We start from the raw sequence: 19,245 nt of genomic DNA, 5'->3' as shown, positions 1-19,245 counted from the left end.
GGTCCGGAAAACAGGCGTCCACCGTAAGGTGTCCGCATGAACGATCGCATGGTGTGGATCGACTGCGAGATGACCGGCCTCTCGCTGTCGGACGACGCGCTCATCGAGGTTGCCGCCCTCGTCACCGACTCCGAGCTGAACGTCCTCGGCGAGGGCGTCGACATCGTCGTCCGCCCGCCGGAGCGGGCCCTGGAGACGATGCCGGAGGTCGTACGTCAGATGCACACCGCGTCCGGCCTCCTCGACGAGCTGTCCGGCGGCACCACACTGGCGGACGCCGAGGCGCAGGTCATGGCGTATGTGCGGGAGCACGTGAAGGAACCCGGCAAGGCGCCCCTGTGCGGAAACTCGGTCGGCACCGACCGCGGCTTCCTGCTGCGGGACATGCCGACGCTGGAGGGATACCTCCACTACCGGATCGTCAACGTCTCCTCGATCAAGGAGCTGGCCCGCCGCTGGTACCCGCGGGCGTACTTCAACAGCCCCGAGAAGAACGGCAACCACCGCGCGCTCGCCGACATCCGCGAGTCCATCGCCGAACTGCGCTACTACCGGGAGGCGATCTTCGTCCCGCGGCCGGGCCCCGACGCGGAGACGGCCAGGGCGATCGCCGCGAAGCACGTCGTGACCGCCCGGTAGAACCGTCCGCCGGGGCCGTGAACGACACCGGAAAAGCCGGGCGCGAGCACCCCTTCGGACCCTGTACACTTTTCTCAGCCGGTCGGGAACCCGCGCCATGCGGGATGCGAGCACCGGCCTTGGTGGGTGTAGCTCAGCTGGTAGAGCACCTGGTTGTGGTCCAGGATGCCGCGGGTTCAAGTCCCGTCACTCACCCTGATCGATCAAGGGCCGACCTGCGGAAACGGGTCGGCCCTTGATCGTGTTCGGGCACCTCGGGAACTGTTGGGAACCGGCGGACCGCAGTTGACCCGCGCCAGACTCATCTCGGTGTGCGGCGATGGCGTGGGGCGGGTCAGTGCCGCTCAGCCCGGTCGTAGACGGCGAGGTAGCGGTCGGTGGTGCGGGTCCAGCTGTAGGTGTTCTCGACGTGGGCACGGCCGCCGGTGCCGCGGCGCTTGCGTTCACGTGTGTCGAGGAGTGCGGCGGTCAGGGTGTCGGCGAGGTGGTCGGCGTCGTCGGGGGCGACGAGCCAGCCGGTTGCGTCGCGGCCGTCCGGGGTGATGGTGCGGGCAGGGCCGCCGGTGGCGGTGGCGATGGGCGGGGTGCCGCAGGCCATCGCTTCGAGGTAGACCATGCCGAAGGGTTCGTCCACGGCCGGGGCGACCATGAGGTCGGCGCAGTTCAGTCCGGCAGGCAGTTCGTCGTGACCGCGCCAGCCGATGAAGAACACGTCGCGCTCGATGCCGAGTTCGGTGGCGAGGTGGGCGGGATGGTCGCCTTCGCACTCACCGGGGTAGCCGCCCCACATCAGCAGGACGGGCGCGGGGTCGAGGCGGGCGCGGGCCGCGGCGAAGGCCCGCAGCAGCACGGGGACACGTTTGAAGTGAAGGAAGCGGCCGACCCACAGCAGCAGCGGGCGGAGCCGGCCGTGCTGGTCGTGGAGGCGGCGCAGGTCGGTCTCGGTGTAGCGGATGCTGCCCGGGGCGCCGCCGGTGGTCCAGCCGCGCGGGTCGGTGACGAGCCAGCGGCGCAGGTGCTCGAGGCGCTGGGCCTCGTCGAGGTGCTGGGGCCGGAAGGTGTGGGTGTCGACGCCGTTGGGGATGACGGGCGGCGCGGCGCGCAGGCGGAGCAGGCGGGTGGCGAGGTGCCGGTCGTGGTCGGAGACGACGACCGGCTGCCCGGCGTGGGCGGTGGCCCGGCGCAGGCGGGTGAGCCAGTGGGCGGAGTGGGCCCACTTCTGCCAGGCGGTGGTGGTGAGCAGTTCGGTGTCGTCGTCATTGAGTCCGGCGGCCTTGGCCAGGCGGGCCGCTTCGGTGGTGCGGTGGGGGTTGTCGCTGTGGAGAAGACGGGCGAGGTCGCCGGGGCAGGAGCCGGTGCGCTCGGCGAGGCGGATGCGCTGCTCCATGGCGTCGATGAGTTTGAGTTCAGTGCCGTGGAGGGTGGTGACGCGGGGCACGCCGGGGTATGCGGCACGGGCGGCCGTCTGGAGGTGGCTGAGGTGGTGGAGGTGCAGCAGACGGGTGTGAGGGCTGCGGTGGGCGGCCAGGTGCCGGGTCCAGGCGCGCGTGAGGTGGTGGGCGGCCTGGGGCGGTACGGCGCTGAACAGCGGGTCGGGGCAGATGCCCCGGTCCTCGTAGGAGGGGTGGAAGGGCGGGTCGGCGCGCTGGGGGTCCTCGCCCCGGGTGAACGCCGCGAGCGCGTCGTTGTGGTCGTAGGGGTGCAGGTCCAGGCCCTGGTAGAAGCTCGGCGCGTGGGAGGGATCGCCGGGGTTTCCGAGGGATCCGGCGTGCAGGCGGGTGGCGAAGCCCCGGGTGTCGAGTTCGCGCAGGAGGTAGCGGATGACCTGGGCACTGCCGCCGCGGGGCCAGAACAGGACGGCGGTGTCCATGGTGTCGGAAGGCATGGTGGTCCCCTGGAGTCGGCGCTGGAGAAGCGGAGTTCTACGGGCGGGTGTCGATGATCAGCGGCTGTCCGCCGGACAGGCGGCCGGGCCAGTACCGCTCGCCGGGGTCCTGGCGGGAGCGGACGGTGAGGTCGAGGACCTGGGCGAGGTTGTGGCGGTCGCGCAGCGGGACCGGTTCGCCGAGGACCAGGGTGCGGGTGGCCGGGGTGAGGGTGTAGGGCAGGCCGGAGTGCCCGATCTTCGTGAGGTGCCGGTCGACGTCCGTCCTGGTCACCGCATGCCGCCCGGGGACGCTGTGCCGACAGGTCTCGCGCTGGGCGGCGGGGCAGCGGTTGGCGCTCAGGCAGGTCGGGGTGTTGAGGACGCCGGCGCGGTCGGCGCGGCCCAGGACGTGGGCGAGGGCGCAGCTGTTGGTCTGGAAGAGGGGATGGCCCGCGTAGCGGTCGGGCAGGTGGTGGAGCCAGTCCCAGGTGGTGCGGGGCCAGACGGAGTCGGCTGCCTGCGGGTCCAGGTGGGGGTCGGCCAGCTCCGGCCACAGCCCGGTGATCTGGTCGAGGGCGGTGGGCTTGACCTTGGTGCCCACCGCGACGGTGCATGCGGCGTACCGGGTGGTCCAGTCCATGACGTGCTCGATGACGTTGGGGGTGCTGTTCTGCGGGAGGGCGGGCCGCCAGTAGTGGATGACGGGGATGGCGGCGGCGTGCAGGCGGGGGAAGTTGGCGCGCAGCGCGGTGTGGTCGATGCCGCGTTCGATGTCGGGGCCGAGGCCGGAGTAGCTGAGGTAGACGAGGATGGGCAGTCCGGCGTCCCGGTTGCGGGTGATGCAGGCGATGACGTCGTCCCCGATCGCGCACTTGGTGATCAGGCAGACCGGGTTGTGGAGGGTGGAGGCGCCCAGTACGTCGAGGAGGGCGGTGAGGTGGGCGCGGGTGGCGGGCGTGGCCAGGGCATCGGTGCAGGTGTAGAGGGCCAGTACCAGCTCGGGGTGGTAGTAGCGGTGGGCGAGGAGCTGGTTGAGCGTGTCCTCGGGCGTGGCGAGGACGGTGGGCTTGGCGCGGGTCAGTCCCAGGTCCTTGAGGTAGCAGTAGGTGCAGCCCTTGGGGCAGCCCTGGACGGGGTTGACCGCCAGCCAGGTGTCGTGCTGGTCGATGACGGGTTCGAAGGCAGGCGGGGGTGCCATGAGTGCTCCCTCGGGGCCGGCCGCTCACCGTGGCCGGTGGCCCCGAGGGAGCGGCGGATCAGGTGGTGGTGTTCTCCGTGCCGGGTGCGGAGTGCTGCCCGTCGCCGAGTTCGCGGGCGAGGCGGCGCAGGATCGGTCCGTACTCGGGGTGGGCGAGGGCGGAGGCCATCTGGGCGACGAGGTAGTCGGCCGGGTTGCCGGTGTCGTACCAGCGGCCCTGGATGACCTGCCCGTACACGGCGCGTCCGGCGGCGTAGGCGTTGATGGCGTCGGTCAGGTAGATCTCGCCGTTGCGGTGCTCGTACCAGCGGTTGGTCTGCTCGCGCAGTTCGTCGATGATGCCGGGGGTGATGACGTAGCCGCCGATGGCCGCGTAGGCGGAGGGGGCGTCGGCGGGCTTGGGTTTCTCGACCAGGCCGGTGATGCGCAGCAGGCCGTCGTCCAGGTCCTCCTTGACCACGGGTACGCCGTAGCGCTGGGAGTCGTCCGGGTCCATGGGCAGCAGGGCCAGGACCGGGCAGTTCGTCGCCTCGTACGCGCGGATCAGCTGCTGGGCGCGCGGGACGTTGGCCACGAACACGTCGTCGGGCCAGAGCACGAGCATGGGCTCGTCGCCGAAGTTGCGGGCGGCGTTGAGGACGGGGGTGCCGTTGCCGTACGGACCGTGCTGGTCGAGGTAGGTGATGTGGCCCTGGCGGGCCAGTTCGGCGACTTCCTCCACCGCGTCCGCGTAGGCGTTCTTGCCGTCGGCACGCAGTTGCTCGACCAGGGCGGGGTTGGGCCGGAAGTGGTCCTGGATCAGCGATTTGCCGCCGGAGACGACGATGGTGATGTCCGTGATGCCGGACGCCACCAGTTCGCGCACGGTGTGCTCGATCACCGGTTTGTCGCCGACCGGCAGCATTTCCTTCGGGGTGGCCTTGGTCAGGGGCAGGAGGCGGGAGCCGAGTCCGGCGGCGGGGATCACAGCCCTGCGGATCGTCGGGGGCATCAGGTCTCTCTCGGTCGAACGGCACACCATGCCGGCCGGCGCGGCGTCCTCCGACGCTATCAACGCCGCCGTCTCCGTCCGGGCGGCATCCGCCGATCCGGCACGGCCCGGCGGTCACCGGCACAGGAAGGAGCCGGTGTACTTCGTCACCGCGAAGTACCCGCTGGTGTCGATCGCCCGGCCGACCTGGGCCCGTACCCTCTCGCGCAGTTCCGCGAAGAAGTCCTCGGTGAGGCGCTCGTCCTCCTCGGAGGAGGCACAGCAGTGGTTGTGTCCGACCTCGTAGAACCGCATGAACGGCTCGGGGTCGGTGAAGCGCAGCTGGTCCTGCCACGTCACGGTGTCCACCCGCTCGAAGTGCTCGCTGAGCAGGCGGGCACCGTTGGCCAGCGACAGCCGCCCCTTGGGGCTCGCCTTGAACAGGTGCTGCGGTGCGCCCATCGCCTGCAGGGCGGTGAAGTGGACGTCGTACATCTCCAGCATGCTGTCGGTGCGGTCGGTGGTGAGCTGGAAGATGCCGCCGGGGCGCAGCACGCGGCGGACCTGGGCGAAGCAGCGATCGAGGTCCGGCACGTAGTGGATCATGTAGTTGGCCATGACGCGGTCGAAGGTGTCGTCGTCGAGCATGGACAGGTCGTCCGCGCTGCCCTCGATCCACGTGCTCGGGGTGGCGGTGCCGTGCAGGCGCCGCCGGGCGGCTTCCAGGACGGCCGGGGCGATGTCGAGTCCGGTGATGGAGCCCTCGGCGAGGTGGGGGCGCAGGTGCTCCAGGACGAAGCCGTTGCCGCAGCCGAGGTCGAGCAGGTCCTCGGTGCCGGTGAGGGCGAGGTTGCCGAGCATGTGGCCGAGCATCGATGTCGGGTTGGTGCGGAAGGCGTTGTGAACCCACTGCTTGACGTCCAGCATGCGGGTGTCGTTGAAGAAGCGGTCGCGGGCGGTGGCGGCGGAGAACTCGAAGTGCTGGTCGGGGATGATCTTCTTCGCCAGGGCGTCCAGGGCCGGAGTGCGGAAGTCGGTGTTCATTGCCGGCGTCTCCTTGTTCAGGGGCGGTTGAGGGCTGCGGACCACTTGGTGCCCACGTATTTGTGGGGCAGCAGGCCGTCCAGGGGTGTCAGTACGGCGTGGGTGCCGTCGTGGACGACGGCGTGCAGGCCGGGGGCGTGGTCGAGGAGGAGTTCGCGGCACAGTCCGCACGGCGGGACGACGCGGGCCACGGCTGCTTCGCCGGGTTTGGGGTGGCGGACGGCGGTCACCGCGACCAGCTCGGTGCGGGTGGCCAGCCTGGCCGCGGACAGCGCGCCGGCCTCGGCGCAGACCGCGGCCCGGCCGACCATGGCGTCCAGGTGGAGGCCGAGGTGGATGTGGCCGTCGGCGTCAAGGATCGCGGCCGCGATCTGGTGGCGGGCGGGCACGTAGCGGCTGCTGATGGCGGCGAACGCCGCGGCGACCAGGGCGCGGGCGGCGGGGTCGGGGCAGCCGTGCGCCGGGTCCTCCACGCTGCGGGCGGTCACCGGGGGGCCGCCTCGGCGGTGTCGCGGTGGATCTGCGAGGGCTGCGGCCCGCGCGAGCCCTGGTACTTGCCGTCATAGAGCGTGATCTCGCCCCGGGGACGCCAGAACGTCACCTGGGCCAGCCGGTCGCCGGCGTGCACCCGCACGGGCTGGACCGCGTGCAGCTGGAACGTCGACTGCCCGATCGAGCCGATGTCGATCAGGTCCGCGGTGACGTGGACGAACAGGCCCAGCCTCGCCGCCCCCGAACGGGAGCGGATGACCGGCACCAGGTGGTCGCTGCCCAGGACCTCGACGCTGGAGCCGAGGTAGATGCGGTCCGGCTCCAGCACGAACCCTTCGTCGGGTATCCGCACCACCGTGAACGGGTTCTCGCGGCGGGTGTCCAGCACTGTGCCGGTGTAGGACGCCAGGGTGGGCCCGAGCGCGAGGTTGTAGGAGTTCGGCTGGACCTGTGCGGGGTCGAACGGGTCCAGGACGAGACGGCGCCGCTCGCGTTCGCGGGTGATCTCCGGTCCGGTAAGGATCACGGCAACTCCTCTCTCATGTCAGAGCGTTGAGGGGTCGGGGTCAGCGGGCGGCGGCCGGCAGGCCCGGCGGCGGGAGGGTGGCCTCGTCGGTCCGCCCGAAGGGCCCGGAGTAGGCGAGGGCGGCGCCGACGGTGGCCCAGAAGGTCACCTGGCCCGCGGTCATGCCCGCGTAGACGCGGGTGGGCTGGACAACCTTGATCTCCAGCGTCCAGCGGTGGCACGATCCGACGTTGCCCAGGTCGGCGCTGTACTGGAGGAACACCCCCAGCCGCCCCAGGGAGGAGCGGCCGATCAGCGACGGCACGAACACCGAACTGCCGATCTCCTCCACCGTGGTGCCCAGGTACACCGTGCCGGGCTGAAGAACCATGCCGCCGTCCGGGATCGCGCGGTCCTCCAGTTCGTTGGCGGCATGCGTGTCGATCACCTGGGCGCGGTGGGTCCGCAGGAGCGGGCCGAGCCGGTAGTTGTAGGAGACCGGGTTCAACTGGCCTGCGGTGAACGGCTCGATGGTCAACCCGCCGCGCTCGCGCTGCCGTACGATCTCGCGGCCGGTCAGGATCACCGCAGCACCTGGCCGGCCAGCTCCGCGGCCCGCTCGCGCAGGCCCTTGAGACTGCCGGTGTTGTCCACCCGCCGCCACGGCGTCGCTTCGACGGGTGCCTCGGTGGGGTGGTGCTCGTCGCCCGCGGACAGGTCGGCCCTCCGCCGCTTGCGTGCGAGCCGGACCGTGTCGGGTGCGGTGACCTCCACCAGGACGAACCCGAGACCGGTGACCGCCTCGACGTCCGGGGCCCGCAGATCGTCGCAGAGCAGCACGGCCCGCGGTCTCGTCTGCTCGGCCTGCCGCACGCGCTCTGCGAATGTCTCGGTCAGCGCCCGCGGGTTGATGCGCCGCAGGTGGGTGCCGAGAGAATTCAGCAGCCGGCCGTCCTGCTCGCTGCCGTCGAGCAGCGGACGCCCTGCCATCGTGTGCACGACCGCCTGGAGTTCGTACAGCGGCGCCCCCACCTTCAACGTCAGCACGTCCGCGCCGACGTGGGCCAGCTCCCGCGAGAGCAGACCGGCGAACGTGCTTTTCCCGACCCCGGGTCTGCCGTACAGGGCGATCCTGCGCATGACGGGGCTCCTCTCAACGGCTGCGGATGAAGTCAGGCGGCCCCGCGATTTCCCGCAGCCCGGCGCCTTGGCCGGCCTGCGGTGCGTCCCTACGCTCAGGGCCCGTGACGACCATGGTGGCCGCCCGCCCCGTCCGTGGGCAGGGTCCGGCTGTCCGCACTTGTCCGCAGCCCGCCCAAGGCCCGCCTGTACGGCGGCAAGCGGGTGTGTGCTGGTCACAGCAGCGCGACCGGCTGTCCGCAGGCCGTGCGGACAGCCGGATCACCACAAGGACGTGGAGGTAGGCATGCCGGAGTCCGACGAGGAGACCTTTGCCGCGGCGCTGCGGCGGCTGCGGGGGACCCTGACACTGCGGGAACTCGGGCGCCGGGCCGCATGCAGCAAGAGCATCATCAGCGACCTCGAACACGAACGCAGATCGCCGACGCTCCCCATCGCGTTGGGTCTGGACAAGGCCCTTGGGGCAGGCGGCAGACTGGTCTCCCTGGCCAAAGCCCAACGACGCTTGAGCGAGCAGACAACCGCAACGGCTCCGGACCATGCCGTGGACGGTCTCCTGCGGGAATGGGACGACGTGTGGCGCAGAGACTTCCTCAAGGGTGCGGGCGCCGCCGGTGCCGCCCTGGCCACCAATCCGGGCACGGCCGGCGCGGCAGCCGCGGGCGGCCGTGACCTGATGGATGCCCATCTCGCCCTGCGCGCCGCCCACGGCCGGCTGGACAACTTACGCGGAGCGTCCGCCGTGTACACCCACGCCGTCGGCCACCACCAGCAGATCCTCGCCTGGCACGCCGGCGTGGCCGGCCCTGCCGAACGGCGGCAGGTCGCGGCGCTCGCCGCCGACACCGGCGGCTTCGTCGGCTTCCTCACCTACGACCTGGGCATGGCCGAGAACGCCGCCACGCACTACCGTGACGCCGCCGCCCACGCCCGGCAGGCGGGCGACCTCTCCTCCTGCATCAACCTCATCGGCCAGATGAGCCGGATCCTCACCGACCAGGGGCACTACCGCCGCGCGCTCGCCCTCGCCGACGGCGCCCTTCACCTGGCCGGCACCAAAGCCCACCCCGCCGTACGGTCCTGGCTGCACGCGGTCCGCGCGCACCACCGTGCCTGCCTCGGCGACGCGCGCCCCGCCCAGACCGATCTCGCCGCCGCCTGGACACTGCTGGAGAGAGCGGACGACGGCGAGAAACCCACGTACATCGGCTACCTGGACGCCGCCGAACTGCACAAGTGGACCGGCCACGCCATGATCCGCCTCGGCGAGAGGACCCCGTCCTTCCTGCGCACCGGCCGGACCGCTCTCGCCGAAGCTCTCGCAGCCTGGCCCGCCACCAGTGTGCGCGGCTCGGCCGAGGTGCTGACCGCGAGTGCCCGTGTCCACGCGGCCTGCGGCGACCGGGACACCGCCGCCGACCTCGCCTCACAAGCGGTGGCCATCGCCACCGCAACCGGATCGGCACGTAACCTGCGCGGCGCCCTGACCGCCGTGAGTGGATGAGTACAGCCCGCGTGCGAAGGAAGGCACCGTGTCCGAATGGATCGACCCCCGTTACGCGGACCCCGTCGCGGCGTGGAAGCGTGCGCTGCGGTCGGCGGCGCGGGAGTCGCAGGGGCGGCGGCCGGTGCGGGGGTTCGTGGTCCCGCGCGAGCCCTGACCGCGTCACCGGCCGAGCGGGCCGCCCCGCGCCGGGAGCGCCAGAAGCCGCGTCGGCTCTCCCGTGCCAGCAGCACCAGCAGATACGCGCCGCCGGCGCACACCGTGACCTCGCCGGTCGGCAGGATCACGCCCGGGATCGCGTGCTGTGCCGCGATGTCCGCGCCGAGCAGCAGCACCGCGCCGACGAGTGCCGAGCCGGCGAGGTCGACGGACGTTCCGTGGCCGGTGAGGCGGCGGGCGATCTGCGGTGCCGCCAGCGCCACGAACACGATGGGGCCCGCCGCGGCAGTCACCGCGGCCGTCGCGACCACCCCGAGGACGACCAGCAGCAGCTTCGTCCGCTCGACCGGCACCCCCAGCATCGCCGCCGTGTCGTCGCCGAGTTCGAGCCGCCGCATCCTGCGCTGCGCCACCGGCGCCGCCGCCGCGACCACCGCGAGCACGGCGGCCATACCGACGGCGTGCCAGTCGACGGCGCTCAGCGAGCCGGCGTTCCACACCGCGGCGCGCAGCGCGGTGTCCACGTCGGCCTTCACCGAGGACCAGGTGTTGACCGAGGCGAGCAGCGCCCCGACCGCGATGCCCACGACGATCAGCCGGAAGCCCTGCACCCCGCGCCGGAACGCCAGCAGATACACGCCGAACGCGGTCGCCAGGCCCCCGGCCGGCGCCCCGGCCGCGAGCGCCGAGTAGCTGGTCGCCCCCGCCAGCAGGGTCAGTACGACACCGGTGTACGAGCCGGTCGTGAAGCCGATCACGTCGGGGCTGCCGAGCGGGTTGCGGGTGAGGGACTGGAAGATCGCGCCGCCCACCGCGAGGGCCGCGCCGAACAGCACGGCGGCGACGATGCGCGGCGCCCGCCACTCCAGGACCACCCTGCGGACACTGCCGCGCGCGGTGCCCGTGAGCGCGGAGGACAGGTCGCCGAGGCTCAGCGGGAAGCTGCCCAGGGTGAAGGCCCACAGGGCCAGCCCGGTCAGCAGCAGCCCCAGTACCGCGCATACGACGGCGGAGCGCCGCGCCACCCGCAGGCTCACCGGTCCGGCCCGCAGGACGAGCGTGCCGCTCACAGCGCCCTCGCCCGTCGGCCGCGCACCAGCACGATGAGCATGGGCGCGCCGATGAGCGGCATCATCACGCCGACCGGCAGCTCCGAGGGGATCACGACGACCCGGCCCAGGACGTCGGCGGCCAGCACGATCGCCGGGGCGAGGACGGCCGAGTAGGCGAGGATCCAGCGCCAGTCGGGCCCGGTGAGCCATCGCACCGCGTGCGGCACCATGAGCCCGACGAACATCAGCGGGCCCGCCGCGGCCGTCGCCGCGCCGCACAGCAGCGTCACCGCGATCACGACGGCGAACCGGGTCGCGCCGATGCGCAGCCCGACGGCTCGCGCGGCGTCGTCGCCGAGCGCGACCGCGTTGAGCGGGCGCGCGCAGCAGACGGCGACCAGGAGACCGGCCAGGACGAAGGGGGCGATCGCCGCCGCGGTGCCTCCCGGCCGGTCGGCGATGGAGCCCGCGCCCCAGAACCTCATGCGGTCGAAGTTCTCCGTGTCGATCAGTGCGAGTGTCTGGGAGATGCCGGAGAGCACCGCCGTGAACGCGACTCCGACGAGCGTGAGCCGCAGGGGCGAGGGTCCGCCCCGTCCGCCGCTCGCGGCGAGGTGGACCACGGCCGAGCCGGCGATCGCCCCGGCGAACGCGAAGGGCAGGTACTGCTCGATGCGGGTGACCCCGAGGACGGCCACGCCCAGGGTGACGGCGAAACCGGCGCCGGCGTTGACCCCGAGGACCCCGGGGTCGGCGAGCGGGTTGCGGGTGAGCGCCTGGATGAGGGCGCCCGCCACGCCCAGGGACACCCCGACGAGGATGCCGAGCACGGTGCGGTCGACGCGGGCCTCGCCGACGGTGGCGTGGGACGCGGAGCCGTCGGGGGCGGTGAGCGCCTGCCACACCACGCCGGGCGAGAGCATCGCCGAGCCGACCGCGATGCTGAGCAGCACCGCCACGAGGAGCACGCCGACGGCGGCGCCGAGGCCGAGCAGCCGGCGCGCCGCGGGGCGCGGCGACCGGGCCGGTGGGCGCGCGGCCGTCGCCGCGAGCGCCTGTGCCATCCAATCTCCTTGAGCTGTCCGCCCGTACGGGCGGACCGGCCGACGGCTTGCGCACACCGGCCGAACCCCATGAACAGACGTGCTTCCGCCCGAGCCCCCGGACCCGCTTCAGCGGCCGCCGAGCGCGCCCACCGCGTCCGCCGTGAGCGCGTCGGCCGGGATGCCGGACTCCCGGCTCAGCGCGCGCAGCAGTCCGGCCCGGGTCGCGTAGCCTGCCGCCCTGGCCGCCGCCGTCAGCTCGCCGCCGCCGAGGATGTGCTCGACGGCCACGAGCGGGAGGAGTACGTGGGCCAGGAGGCCGAGTTGCTGCTCGCGCTCGCCGGGTTCGCTCCCGCGCTGCGAAACGGTGTCCCGCCCCGGCAGGAGGCCACCCGGACGACCCTGCACGACACGGTGTCCTGCGACGCCGAACGGTACGGCGAACTGGTCGAGGAATGCGAGCAGTTGGTGTTCCTGCTTGCCGGTCTGACGGCCGACCCGCTCTGGGACGGCGTCGAGAGCTGTCTGCTCACCGGGCCGGGCAGCGCCTCCGTGGCCGCCGCCCTCGACGACGCCGGGCGCCGGCCGCGGCTGCGCGTCGCGGAGGGCGAGGTGCCCGCCGCGGTGCTGCGCGGGTCGGTGCGGGCGCCGGAGCGCTTCGACTGGTCGGCGGGGCCCGCGGATGTCGCCGTCACCGCGAAGGCCCTCGCGTACCGGACCGACGACGAGGCCGCGCGCCTGCTCACCGAGCTGGCCGCCTGGACCTCCACGGCGATCGTCGTCGAGGCCTCCCGCCCCGACGGCCTGAGCCCGCGCGCGGCCGAGGCGGCACTGCACGCCTACGCCGCCACCGGCAGCCCGCTGCGCGACTCCGCCGCCGTCGCGGCCCTGGCACGGCGGACCGGCTGGCACGTCACCCGCGTCGTCCCCCTCGGCTGGGGCACGGAGGCCACCCTCCTGCACCGTCCCTGACACGCCCCGCGCACCGTCCCGCCCCGGCCCACCGCCCGGCAGAGGGCCGGGCACCACCACCCCGGACCGGCTCGCGGGCAGCACTCCGGCGAACGGAGCCACACCCGCCGCACCCGCCGCGACGCGGACGCCCCGCCCGAACCCACCGCACCTACGGCACCCGCAACACCCGCGCCCCGGACGGCATGGCACACGTGAGGGCGGCCCCGGCAAGGCCGGGAAGGCAGGGCGCGGCACCACCGTAAGGACAGGGCCCGGCGCACGAGGCGCCGCGTCCCGTGCTCGCCGGAGGGTCAGGACGACGCGCGTTCCACCAGTTCCGTCGCCAGTACCACCTGGTGGCGTTCCAGGCCCCGCGCGGCCGCCGGCCGGCGGTCCGCGATCTCGGCCAGCAGCAGGTCTATCATCGCGCGGCCCATCTCCTCGATGGGCTGCCGCACGCTCGTCAGCGGCGGATCCATGTGGCGGGCGATGGCCGAGTCGTCGTAGCCGACCAGCGCCACGTCGTCCGGGATGCGCCGGCCCGCCTCGCGCAGGGCCTGGCGGGCGCCCGCCGCCGTGACGTCCGAGGCGGCGAAGACCGCGTCGACGCCGGGACGGCGGCGCAGCAGCTCCGCCATCGCGCGGCGCCCGCCCTCCTCGGTGAAGTCGCCCGCCTCGATCAGCCGTTCGTCCGGTTCGTGGCCCGCGTCGCGCAGGGCCTCGCGGTAGCCGTCGACGCGTCGCTGGGCGCCGTAGACATCGAGGCGGCCGGTGATGTGGGCGATGGTCCGGCGCCCCCGGGACAGCAGGTGCTCGACGGCCGAGCGGGCGCCGCCGTAGTTGTCCGAGTCCACCGAGGCCAGCGACTCCCCGGCCGAGCGCGGGCCGCTGATCACCGCCGGGATCTCCAGCTGGCTCAGCAGGTCGGGCAGCGGATCGTCGGCGTGCACCGAGACCAGCAGCACGCCGTCCACCCGGTGTGCGGCCAAATACTGGGCGAGCCGTTCGCGCTCCCGGTCGCTGCCCGCGAAGATCAGCAGCAGTTGCATCTCGGTGTCGGACAGCTCGGAGCCGACACCCTTGAGCATGTCCGAGAAGTACGGTTCCGCGAAGAAGCGGGTCTCCGGCTCGGGCACCACCAGGGCGATCGCGTCCGTGCGGTTGGCGGCCAGGGCGCGGGCCGCCGTGTTCGGGACGTAACCGAGTTCCGCGACCGCCGCCTCGACGGCCGCCCGGGTGGCGTCGCTGACCCGGGGCGAGCCGTTGATCACCCGGGAGACCGTGCCTCGGCCGACGCCCGCCCGTGCCGCCACCTCTTCGAGGGTGGGCCGGCCACCGCTCCGCCCACGCGCTCCGTGGCCTGCCATCGGCTCCGCCTCCCGTCCAACACCCCCGCACTCTGCGGCTGGCCTGGAATTTAACAGGCCGGTCGGGTGTAATGACCGGCTCCGGGGTCCCACGGTCCTGCGGGGTGCCTCCGGGCCGCTCGCAACGTCCGGTTAACAGGCCGATAACTGAACGCAATTGGTCGTGTCCGCTCCCTTGACACCCCCGCCCGGACCGACGACTCTTCAACACATCACTTGTGGGAGCGCTCCCACACTACCTGGCACATACACATCCCGCACGTTCCCCGCCCGAGCCGCAGCGACGAACGAACGACATGAAGCAGCGGGTCCAACCACGGAGTTGGCCGGGGGGTCGGCACGTCAGGGCAACAGGAGGACGCAATGCGAGCAGCACGTACACGATCCGCCCGCAAGGTGGTGGTCATGGCGGCCATCGCGTCGCTGGGCGCCGGGCTGCTGGCCGGCTGTGCCGACGACGGGAGCGACGAGGACGGCTCCTCGTCGGGCGGCAGCAGCGGCAAGACGACGATCACCCTCGGTCTGTTCGGCACGATGGGCTTCAAGGAGGCCGGCCTCTACAAGGAGTACGAGAAGCTCAACCCGGACATCAAGATCCAGGAGAACGTCACCGAGCGGAACGAGAACTACTACCCCGCCCTGGTGAACCACCTCACCACCAACAGCGGCCTCCAGGACGTGCAGGCCATCGAGGTCGGCAACATCGCCGAGGTCGTCGCCACCCAGGCCGGCAAGTTCGAGGACATGAGCAGGGCCGAGGGCGTCAAGCCGGAGAACTGGCTGGACTGGAAGTGGCAGCAGGCCACCACCAAGGACGGCGCCACGATCGGCCTGGGCACCGACATCGGCCCCATGGCGGTCTGCTACCGCAAGGACCTCTTCGAGAAGGCGGGCCTGCCGACCGACCGCGAGGAGGTCGGCAAGCTGTGGGCCGGCGACTGGAAGAAGTTCATAGCGGTCGGCGAGAAGTACAAGAAGGGCGCCGGCAAGGGCACCTACTTCATGGACTCCCCCGGCGGTCTGATCAACGCCGTCCTCAGCAGTGAGGAGGAGAGGTTCTACGACGCCTCCGGCAAGGTCGTCTACAAGACCAACCCGGCCGTCAAGGACGCCTTCGACCTGACCGCGGACGCGGCCGAGAAGGGACTGGTCCAGTCGCAGACCCAGTTCCAGCCGGCCTGGGACCAGACCATCTCCAACAGCCTGTTCGCCACCGTCGCCTGTCCGCCGTGGATGCTCGGCTACATCAAGGGCAAGTCGCAGCCCGACGCGGCCGGCAAGTGGGACGTGGCCGTGGCCCCGAAGTCCGGCAACTGGGGCGGCACCTTCCTGGGCGTGCCCAAGAGCGGCAAGCACGTGAAGGAGGCCCAGAAGCTGATCACCTGGCTGACCGCGCCGGAGCAGCAGGCCAAGCTGTTCGCCGTGCAGGGCAGCTTCCCGAGCGCCCCGGGGGCGTACCAGTCGTCCGAGGTGACCGGCGCCAAGAACGACATGACCGGTGACGCCCCGATCGGCGAGCTGTTCGCCAAGGCCGCCGAGGCGATCCCGACCCAGGTCATCGGCCCGAAGGACCAGATCATCCAGCAGGGTCTGACCGACAACGGCGTCATCCTCGTCGCCCAGGGCAAGTCGCCCAAGGACGCGTGGAACAACGCCGTGAAGACCATCGACAACAACCTGGAGAAGTGACCGGAATGGCCACCCGGCACGACACCGCCGCGTCCCCCGTCAAGGGGGGCGCGGCCCCGGGCCGCCCGCCGGGCTCCGGGGCGTCGCAGGAGGCGGAGCAGCGCAAGAGGGCCCGGCTCTCCCGCCGCTGGCAGCGGGACATGCGCTGGAGCCCGTACGCGTTCGTCTCACCGTTCTTCCTTCTCTTCCTCGCCTTCGGCCTGTTCCCGCTGATCTACACCGGCTGGGCCTCGCTGCACACGGTGGAGCTGACCGCGCCCACCGACATGAAGTGGGCGGGGCTGAACAACTACACCCGGATCTTCGACGACGAGTTCTTCTGGAACGCCGCGCGGAACACGCTGACCATCGGCATCATCTCGACGGTGCCGCAGTTGCTGATGGCGATGGGCCTGGCACACATCCTCAACTACCGGCTGCGTGCCTCGACGTTCTACCGGGTCGTCATGCTGGCGCCGTACGCGACGTTGATCGCCGCGGCCTCGCTGGTCTTCGTGCTGCTCTTCGGCCGCGACTACGGCATGATCAACTGGATACTGGACTCGGTCGGCCTCGACAAGGTCGACTGGCAGAACGAGAAGTGGCCCTCCCAGTTCGCCGTCTCCTCGATCGTCATCTGGCGCTGGACCGGGTACAACGCGCTGATCTACCTGGCCGCGATGCAGGCGATCCCGCAGGACCTCTACGAGTCGGCGGCGCTGGACGGCGCGAGCCGCTGGCGGCAGTTCCTCCACGTCACGCTGCCCTCGCTGCGGCCGACCATCCTGTTCACGGTCGTCGTGTCGACCATCGGCGCCTCGCAGGTCTTCGGCGAGCCGCTGCTGTTCGACGCCAACAAGGGCGCCTCGGGCGGCTCCCAGCACCAGTTCCAGACGCTCGGCCTCTACCTGTACGAGCAGGGCTGGGTCAACCAGCACCTGGGCCGCGCCTCCGCGATCGCCTGGGCGATGTTCCTGATCCTCATCCTGATCGGGATCCTCAACTCCGTCATCTCGCGCCGGCTGCGCGCCAGTAGTTAAGGAGAACCGGCCGTGACGACGACCCTGACGAAACCCCCGGCCGACGCGGCACCCGAGCCGCCCCGGCGGGGCCGGCGAGGCTCCAAGGCGTCCCGGGCCGGCGGGCAGTTGCACGCCGGGCCGATCGCCTACCTCATCCTCGCCGTGTTCACCATCGGCTCGCTGTTCCCCCTGGTGTGGACGGCGATCGCCGCCTCGCGCGACAACCAGCGGCTCGCGCAGACGCCGCCGCCCTTCTGGTTCGGCGCCAACCTGTTCGACAAGCTGGAGGTCGCCTGGCGGGACGCCAACCTCGGCGAGGCGTTCCTCAACACCACCATCGTGGCCGGGATCTCGGCCTTCACCATCGTCTTCCTGTCGACGATCGCCGGGTTCGCCTTCGCCAAGCTGCGGTTCCGGGGGCGCAACGCGCTGATGCTGATCGTGATCGGCACGATGATGGTGCCGCCGCAGCTCAGCATCATCCCGCTGTACATGATGGTCGCCAAGCTGGACTGGTCCGACCAGCTCCAGGCGGTGATCCTGCCGTCCCTGGTGAACGCGTTCGGCGTGTTCTTCATGCGGCAGTACCTCCTCCAGGCGCTGCCTGACGAGATCATCGAGGCGGCGCGCGTGGACGGCGCGAGCAGTTGGCGGGTGATCTGGCACGTGGTGTTCCCGGCGGCGCGGCCCGCGATGGCCGTGCTCGGCATGCTGATGTTCGTGCAGTCCTGGAACGACTTCCTGTGGCCGTTCCTGGTGCTCACGCAGAACGGCAGTCCGACCGTGCAGGTGGCGATCGCGGGACTGGGCCGCGGCTACACCCCGGACCAGTCCCTGATCATGGCCGGCGCGCTGCTCGGCACGCTGCCGCTGCTGCTGGTCTTCGCGATCTTCGGCAAGCAGATCGTGGGCGGCATCATGCAGGGCGCCGTCAAGGGCTGACCTCTCACCCCGGGGACCGGGCCGCCGCCGCCCCGGCCCCCGGGTCTTCCCTTCCCTTCCCCTCTTCTCCTCGTCCCCTCTTCTCCTCTTTCTCCCTCTTCCCCCCTCGTCCTTCTCACCCGCCGGTCTTCCACGACCCGTCACGAATCGCCGTTAATGGGAGCGCTTCCATGCTTGAGTCCGCAACGCAGGTGACCCCGGTCACCTTCCCCCCTGCCTTCCTCTGGGGCGCCGCCACCTCGGCGTACCAGATCGAGGGCGCGGTGCGGGAGGACGGCCGCACCCCCTCGATCTGGGACACCTTCAGCCATACGCCGGGGAAGACGGCCGGCGGGGAGACCGGTGACATCGCCGTCGACCACTACCACCGCTACCGCGACGACGTGGCGCTGATGAAGGACCTGGGCCTGGGCGGCTACCGCTTCTCCATCTCCTGGCCCCGGGTGCAGCCGACCGGCCGCGGCCCCGCCGTCCAGCGCGGCCTGGACTTCTACCGCCGCCTGGTGGACGAGCTGCTGGCCGCCGGGATCAAGCCGGCCGTCACCCTCTACCACTGGGACCTGCCGCAAGAGCTGGAGGACGCGGGCGGCTGGCCGGAGCGGGACACCGCGTACCGGTTCGCCGAGTACGCGCAGATCGTCGGCGAGGCGCTCGGCGACCGTGTGGAGCAGTGGATCACCCTCAATGAGCCGTGGTGCGCGGCCTTCCTGGGCTACGCCTCCGGTGTGCACGCCCCCGGCCGCACCGACCCGGCGGCCTCGCTGCGCGCCGCGCACCACCTGAACCTGGCGCACGGCCTGGGCACCGTGGCGCTGCGTTCGGTGATGCCGGCCCGCAACTCGGTGGCGATCAGCCTCAACACCTCCGTGGTCCGGCCGCTGTCGCAGAGCCCGGCGGACCTGGCGGCGGCCCGGAAGATCGACGACCTGTCCGGCGGCGTCTTCCACGGCCCGATCCTGCACGGCGCCTACCCGCAGTCCTTGCTGGAGGCGACGGCGCCGGTCACCGACTGGTCGCACGTCCAGGACGGCGACCTGGGCCTGATCCGCCAGCCGCTGGACGCGATCTGCCTCAACTACTACACGCCCACCGTGGTCTCGGCGGCCGACGCCGACTCCCTCGCCCCGCGCGCCGACGGTCACGGCTCAAGCGACCACTCGCCGTGGCCCGGCGCGGACGACGTGGCCTTCCACCAGCCGCCGGGCGAGCGTACGGAGATGGGCTGGAGCGTCGACCCGACCGGCCTGCACGAGCTGATCATGCGCTACCACCGGGAGGCCCCCGGCCTGCCCCTGTACATCAGCGAGAACGGCGCCGCCTACGACGACAAGCCCGGGGCCGACGGCACGGTGCACGACCCCGAGCGGGTCGCCTACCTGGACGGCCACCTCAAGGCGGTCCGCCGGGCCATCACCGACGGCGCCGACGTGCGCGGCTACTACCTGTGGTCCCTGATGGACAACTTCGAGTGGGCCTACGGCTACGAGAAGCGGTTCGGCGCGGTGTACGTCGACTACGCCTCCCAGCAGCGCACCCCGAAGTCGAGCGCCCTGTGGTACGGGCGGGCGGCCGGCACGGGGACGCTCCCGCCGGTGGAGTGGGCCGGCGAGTAGCCGGCCGCCCGGACGGCGGGGCCGGGAAGACGCGGGGCGCGGCGTCCCGGGGTGGGATGCCGCGCC

16 protein-coding genes, 1 tRNA gene and 3 pseudogenes are annotated in these 19,245 nt (G+C 72.0%); 8 read left to right on the top strand and 12 right to left on the bottom strand.

What is annotated here, in order from left to right; genetic code table 11:
* Positions 1 to 36 precede the first annotated feature (36 nt).
* Positions 37 to 639, top strand: coding sequence for an oligoribonuclease (gene orn / locus AC4IHM_RS21365; protein ID WP_490868609.1), 603 nt, complete (start codon positions 37 to 39; stop codon positions 637 to 639).
* 122 nt (positions 640 to 761) lie between these two features.
* Positions 762 to 834 (top strand) — tRNA-His (locus AC4IHM_RS21360).
* Between the two features lie 139 nt (positions 835 to 973).
* On the opposite strand, the gene AC4IHM_RS21355 is transcribed toward AC4IHM_RS21360, so the two are convergent.
* The 8 genes from AC4IHM_RS21355 to AC4IHM_RS21320 form a co-directional block, all read right to left on the bottom strand.
* The gene (locus tag AC4IHM_RS21355; protein WP_490868608.1) at positions 974 to 2,524 is read right to left on the bottom strand and encodes a glycosyltransferase family 4 protein; all 1,551 of its coding nucleotides are present in this window, start codon (positions 2,522 to 2,524) and stop codon (positions 974 to 976) included.
* A 37-nt stretch (positions 2,525 to 2,561) separates the two neighbouring features.
* Complete coding sequence (locus AC4IHM_RS21350; protein ID WP_490868607.1) at positions 2,562 to 3,704, bottom strand: radical SAM family protein; 1,143 nt, start codon at positions 3,702 to 3,704, stop codon at positions 2,562 to 2,564.
* A 58-nt stretch (positions 3,705 to 3,762) separates the two neighbouring features.
* Positions 3,763 to 4,695 carry a UTP--glucose-1-phosphate uridylyltransferase gene (locus AC4IHM_RS21345; protein WP_490868606.1) on the bottom strand — a complete coding sequence of 311 codons (933 nt, stop codon included), beginning with the start codon at positions 4,693 to 4,695 and terminating at the stop codon, positions 3,763 to 3,765.
* Positions 4,696 to 4,809: 114 nt separating this feature from the next.
* A complete protein-coding gene (locus AC4IHM_RS21340) occupies positions 4,810 to 5,718 on the bottom strand; it encodes a class I SAM-dependent methyltransferase (RefSeq protein ID WP_490868605.1) in 909 nt (302 codons plus the stop codon).
* A gap of 17 nt (positions 5,719 to 5,735) precedes the next feature.
* Entirely contained in the window at positions 5,736 to 6,206 is a 471-nt protein-coding gene (locus tag AC4IHM_RS21335; protein ID WP_490868604.1) for a cytidine/deoxycytidylate deaminase family protein, read from the bottom strand.
* Positions 6,203 to 6,736 carry a dCTP deaminase gene (locus AC4IHM_RS21330; protein WP_490868603.1) on the bottom strand — a complete coding sequence of 178 codons (534 nt, stop codon included), beginning with the start codon at positions 6,734 to 6,736 and terminating at the stop codon, positions 6,203 to 6,205. Before AC4IHM_RS21330 ends, AC4IHM_RS21335 begins: the two co-directional genes overlap by 4 nt.
* Before the next feature lie 40 nt (positions 6,737 to 6,776).
* Positions 6,777 to 7,301: a dCTP deaminase gene (locus AC4IHM_RS21325; RefSeq protein WP_490868602.1), complete on the bottom strand. Its 525-nt coding sequence runs from the start codon at positions 7,299 to 7,301 to the stop codon at positions 6,777 to 6,779.
* Entirely contained in the window at positions 7,298 to 7,855 is a 558-nt protein-coding gene (locus AC4IHM_RS21320; RefSeq protein WP_490868601.1) for a hypothetical protein, read from the bottom strand. The genes AC4IHM_RS21325 and AC4IHM_RS21320 overlap by 4 nt, the downstream gene beginning before the upstream one ends.
* Before the next feature lie 286 nt (positions 7,856 to 8,141).
* Here AC4IHM_RS21320 and AC4IHM_RS21315 point away from each other — a divergent pair, with 286 nt between their 5' ends.
* Entirely contained in the window at positions 8,142 to 9,359 is a 1,218-nt protein-coding gene (locus tag AC4IHM_RS21315) for a helix-turn-helix domain-containing protein (RefSeq protein WP_490868600.1), read from the top strand.
* Between the two features lie 203 nt (positions 9,360 to 9,562).
* Here AC4IHM_RS21315 and AC4IHM_RS21310 read toward each other — a convergent pair.
* The 3 genes and pseudogenes from AC4IHM_RS21310 to AC4IHM_RS21300 form a co-directional block, all read right to left on the bottom strand.
* A pseudogene (locus tag AC4IHM_RS21310) lies at positions 9,563 to 10,588 on the bottom strand (FecCD family ABC transporter permease); the annotation flags it as partial.
* Entirely contained in the window at positions 10,585 to 11,634 is a 1,050-nt protein-coding gene (locus tag AC4IHM_RS21305; protein WP_490868599.1) for a FecCD family ABC transporter permease, read from the bottom strand. The pseudogene AC4IHM_RS21310 and the gene AC4IHM_RS21305, both read right to left, overlap by 4 nt.
* A gap of 108 nt (positions 11,635 to 11,742) precedes the next feature.
* Positions 11,743 to 11,901 (bottom strand): annotated as a pseudogene (locus AC4IHM_RS21300) (AraC family transcriptional regulator); the annotation flags it as partial.
* Between AC4IHM_RS21300 and AC4IHM_RS21295 the strand changes: the two are divergent.
* Positions 11,884 to 12,585 (top strand): annotated as a pseudogene (locus AC4IHM_RS21295) (siderophore-interacting protein); the annotation flags it as partial. The pseudogenes AC4IHM_RS21300 and AC4IHM_RS21295 overlap by 18 nt on opposite strands.
* A 293-nt stretch (positions 12,586 to 12,878) precedes the next feature.
* On the opposite strand, the gene AC4IHM_RS21290 reads toward AC4IHM_RS21295, so the two are convergent.
* Positions 12,879 to 13,934 carry a LacI family DNA-binding transcriptional regulator gene (locus AC4IHM_RS21290; RefSeq protein ID WP_490868598.1) on the bottom strand — a complete coding sequence of 352 codons (1,056 nt, stop codon included), beginning with the start codon at positions 13,932 to 13,934 and terminating at the stop codon, positions 12,879 to 12,881.
* A 363-nt stretch (positions 13,935 to 14,297) separates the two neighbouring features.
* Between AC4IHM_RS21290 and AC4IHM_RS21285 the strand changes: the two genes are divergently transcribed.
* The 4 genes from AC4IHM_RS21285 (at position 14,298) to AC4IHM_RS21270 (ending at position 19,179) form a co-directional block, all read left to right on the top strand.
* On the top strand, positions 14,298 to 15,623 hold the full coding sequence (locus AC4IHM_RS21285; protein WP_490868597.1) for an ABC transporter substrate-binding protein: 1,326 nt from the start codon (positions 14,298 to 14,300) through the stop codon (positions 15,621 to 15,623).
* A 5-nt stretch (positions 15,624 to 15,628) separates the two neighbouring features.
* Positions 15,629 to 16,642, top strand: a complete 1,014-nt coding sequence (locus AC4IHM_RS21280) for a carbohydrate ABC transporter permease (RefSeq protein ID WP_490870892.1) — start codon at positions 15,629 to 15,631, stop codon at positions 16,640 to 16,642.
* Between the two features lie 12 nt (positions 16,643 to 16,654).
* Positions 16,655 to 17,566: a carbohydrate ABC transporter permease gene (locus tag AC4IHM_RS21275; RefSeq protein WP_490868596.1), complete on the top strand. Its 912-nt coding sequence runs from the start codon at positions 16,655 to 16,657 to the stop codon at positions 17,564 to 17,566.
* 170 nt (positions 17,567 to 17,736) lie between these two features.
* A complete protein-coding gene (locus AC4IHM_RS21270) occupies positions 17,737 to 19,179 on the top strand; it encodes a GH1 family beta-glucosidase (RefSeq protein WP_490868595.1) in 1,443 nt (480 codons plus the stop codon).
* The last annotated feature ends 66 nt before the right edge of the window (positions 19,180 to 19,245 follow it).

The sequence above is a fragment of the Streptomyces sp. SL06 genome (assembly GCF_058244745.1).
This window is presented reverse-complemented; position numbering and strand designations above follow the sequence as displayed.

Coding starts and splice junctions, on each gene's coding strand:
- orn (WP_490868609.1), top strand. CDS start 37: ATGAACGATCGCATGGTGTGGATCGACTGCGAGATGACCGGCCTCTCG.
- AC4IHM_RS21355 (WP_490868608.1), bottom strand. CDS start 2,524: ATGCCTTCCGACACCATGGACACCGCCGTCCTGTTCTGGCCCCGCGGC.
- AC4IHM_RS21350 (WP_490868607.1), bottom strand. CDS start 3,704: ATGGCACCCCCGCCTGCCTTCGAACCCGTCATCGACCAGCACGACACC.
- AC4IHM_RS21345 (WP_490868606.1), bottom strand. CDS start 4,695: ATGCCCCCGACGATCCGCAGGGCTGTGATCCCCGCCGCCGGACTCGGC.
- AC4IHM_RS21340 (WP_490868605.1), bottom strand. CDS start 5,718: ATGAACACCGACTTCCGCACTCCGGCCCTGGACGCCCTGGCGAAGAAG.
- AC4IHM_RS21320 (WP_490868601.1), bottom strand. CDS start 7,855: ATGCGCAGGATCGCCCTGTACGGCAGACCCGGGGTCGGGAAAAGCACG.
- AC4IHM_RS21315 (WP_490868600.1), top strand. CDS start 8,142: ATGCCGGAGTCCGACGAGGAGACCTTTGCCGCGGCGCTGCGGCGGCTG.
- AC4IHM_RS21305 (WP_490868599.1), bottom strand. CDS start 11,634: ATGGCACAGGCGCTCGCGGCGACGGCCGCGCGCCCACCGGCCCGGTCG.
- AC4IHM_RS21290 (WP_490868598.1), bottom strand. CDS start 13,934: ATGGCAGGCCACGGAGCGCGTGGGCGGAGCGGTGGCCGGCCCACCCTC.
- AC4IHM_RS21285 (WP_490868597.1), top strand. CDS start 14,298: ATGCGAGCAGCACGTACACGATCCGCCCGCAAGGTGGTGGTCATGGCG.
- AC4IHM_RS21280 (WP_490870892.1), top strand. CDS start 15,629: ATGGCCACCCGGCACGACACCGCCGCGTCCCCCGTCAAGGGGGGCGCG.
- AC4IHM_RS21270 (WP_490868595.1), top strand. CDS start 17,737: ATGCTTGAGTCCGCAACGCAGGTGACCCCGGTCACCTTCCCCCCTGCC.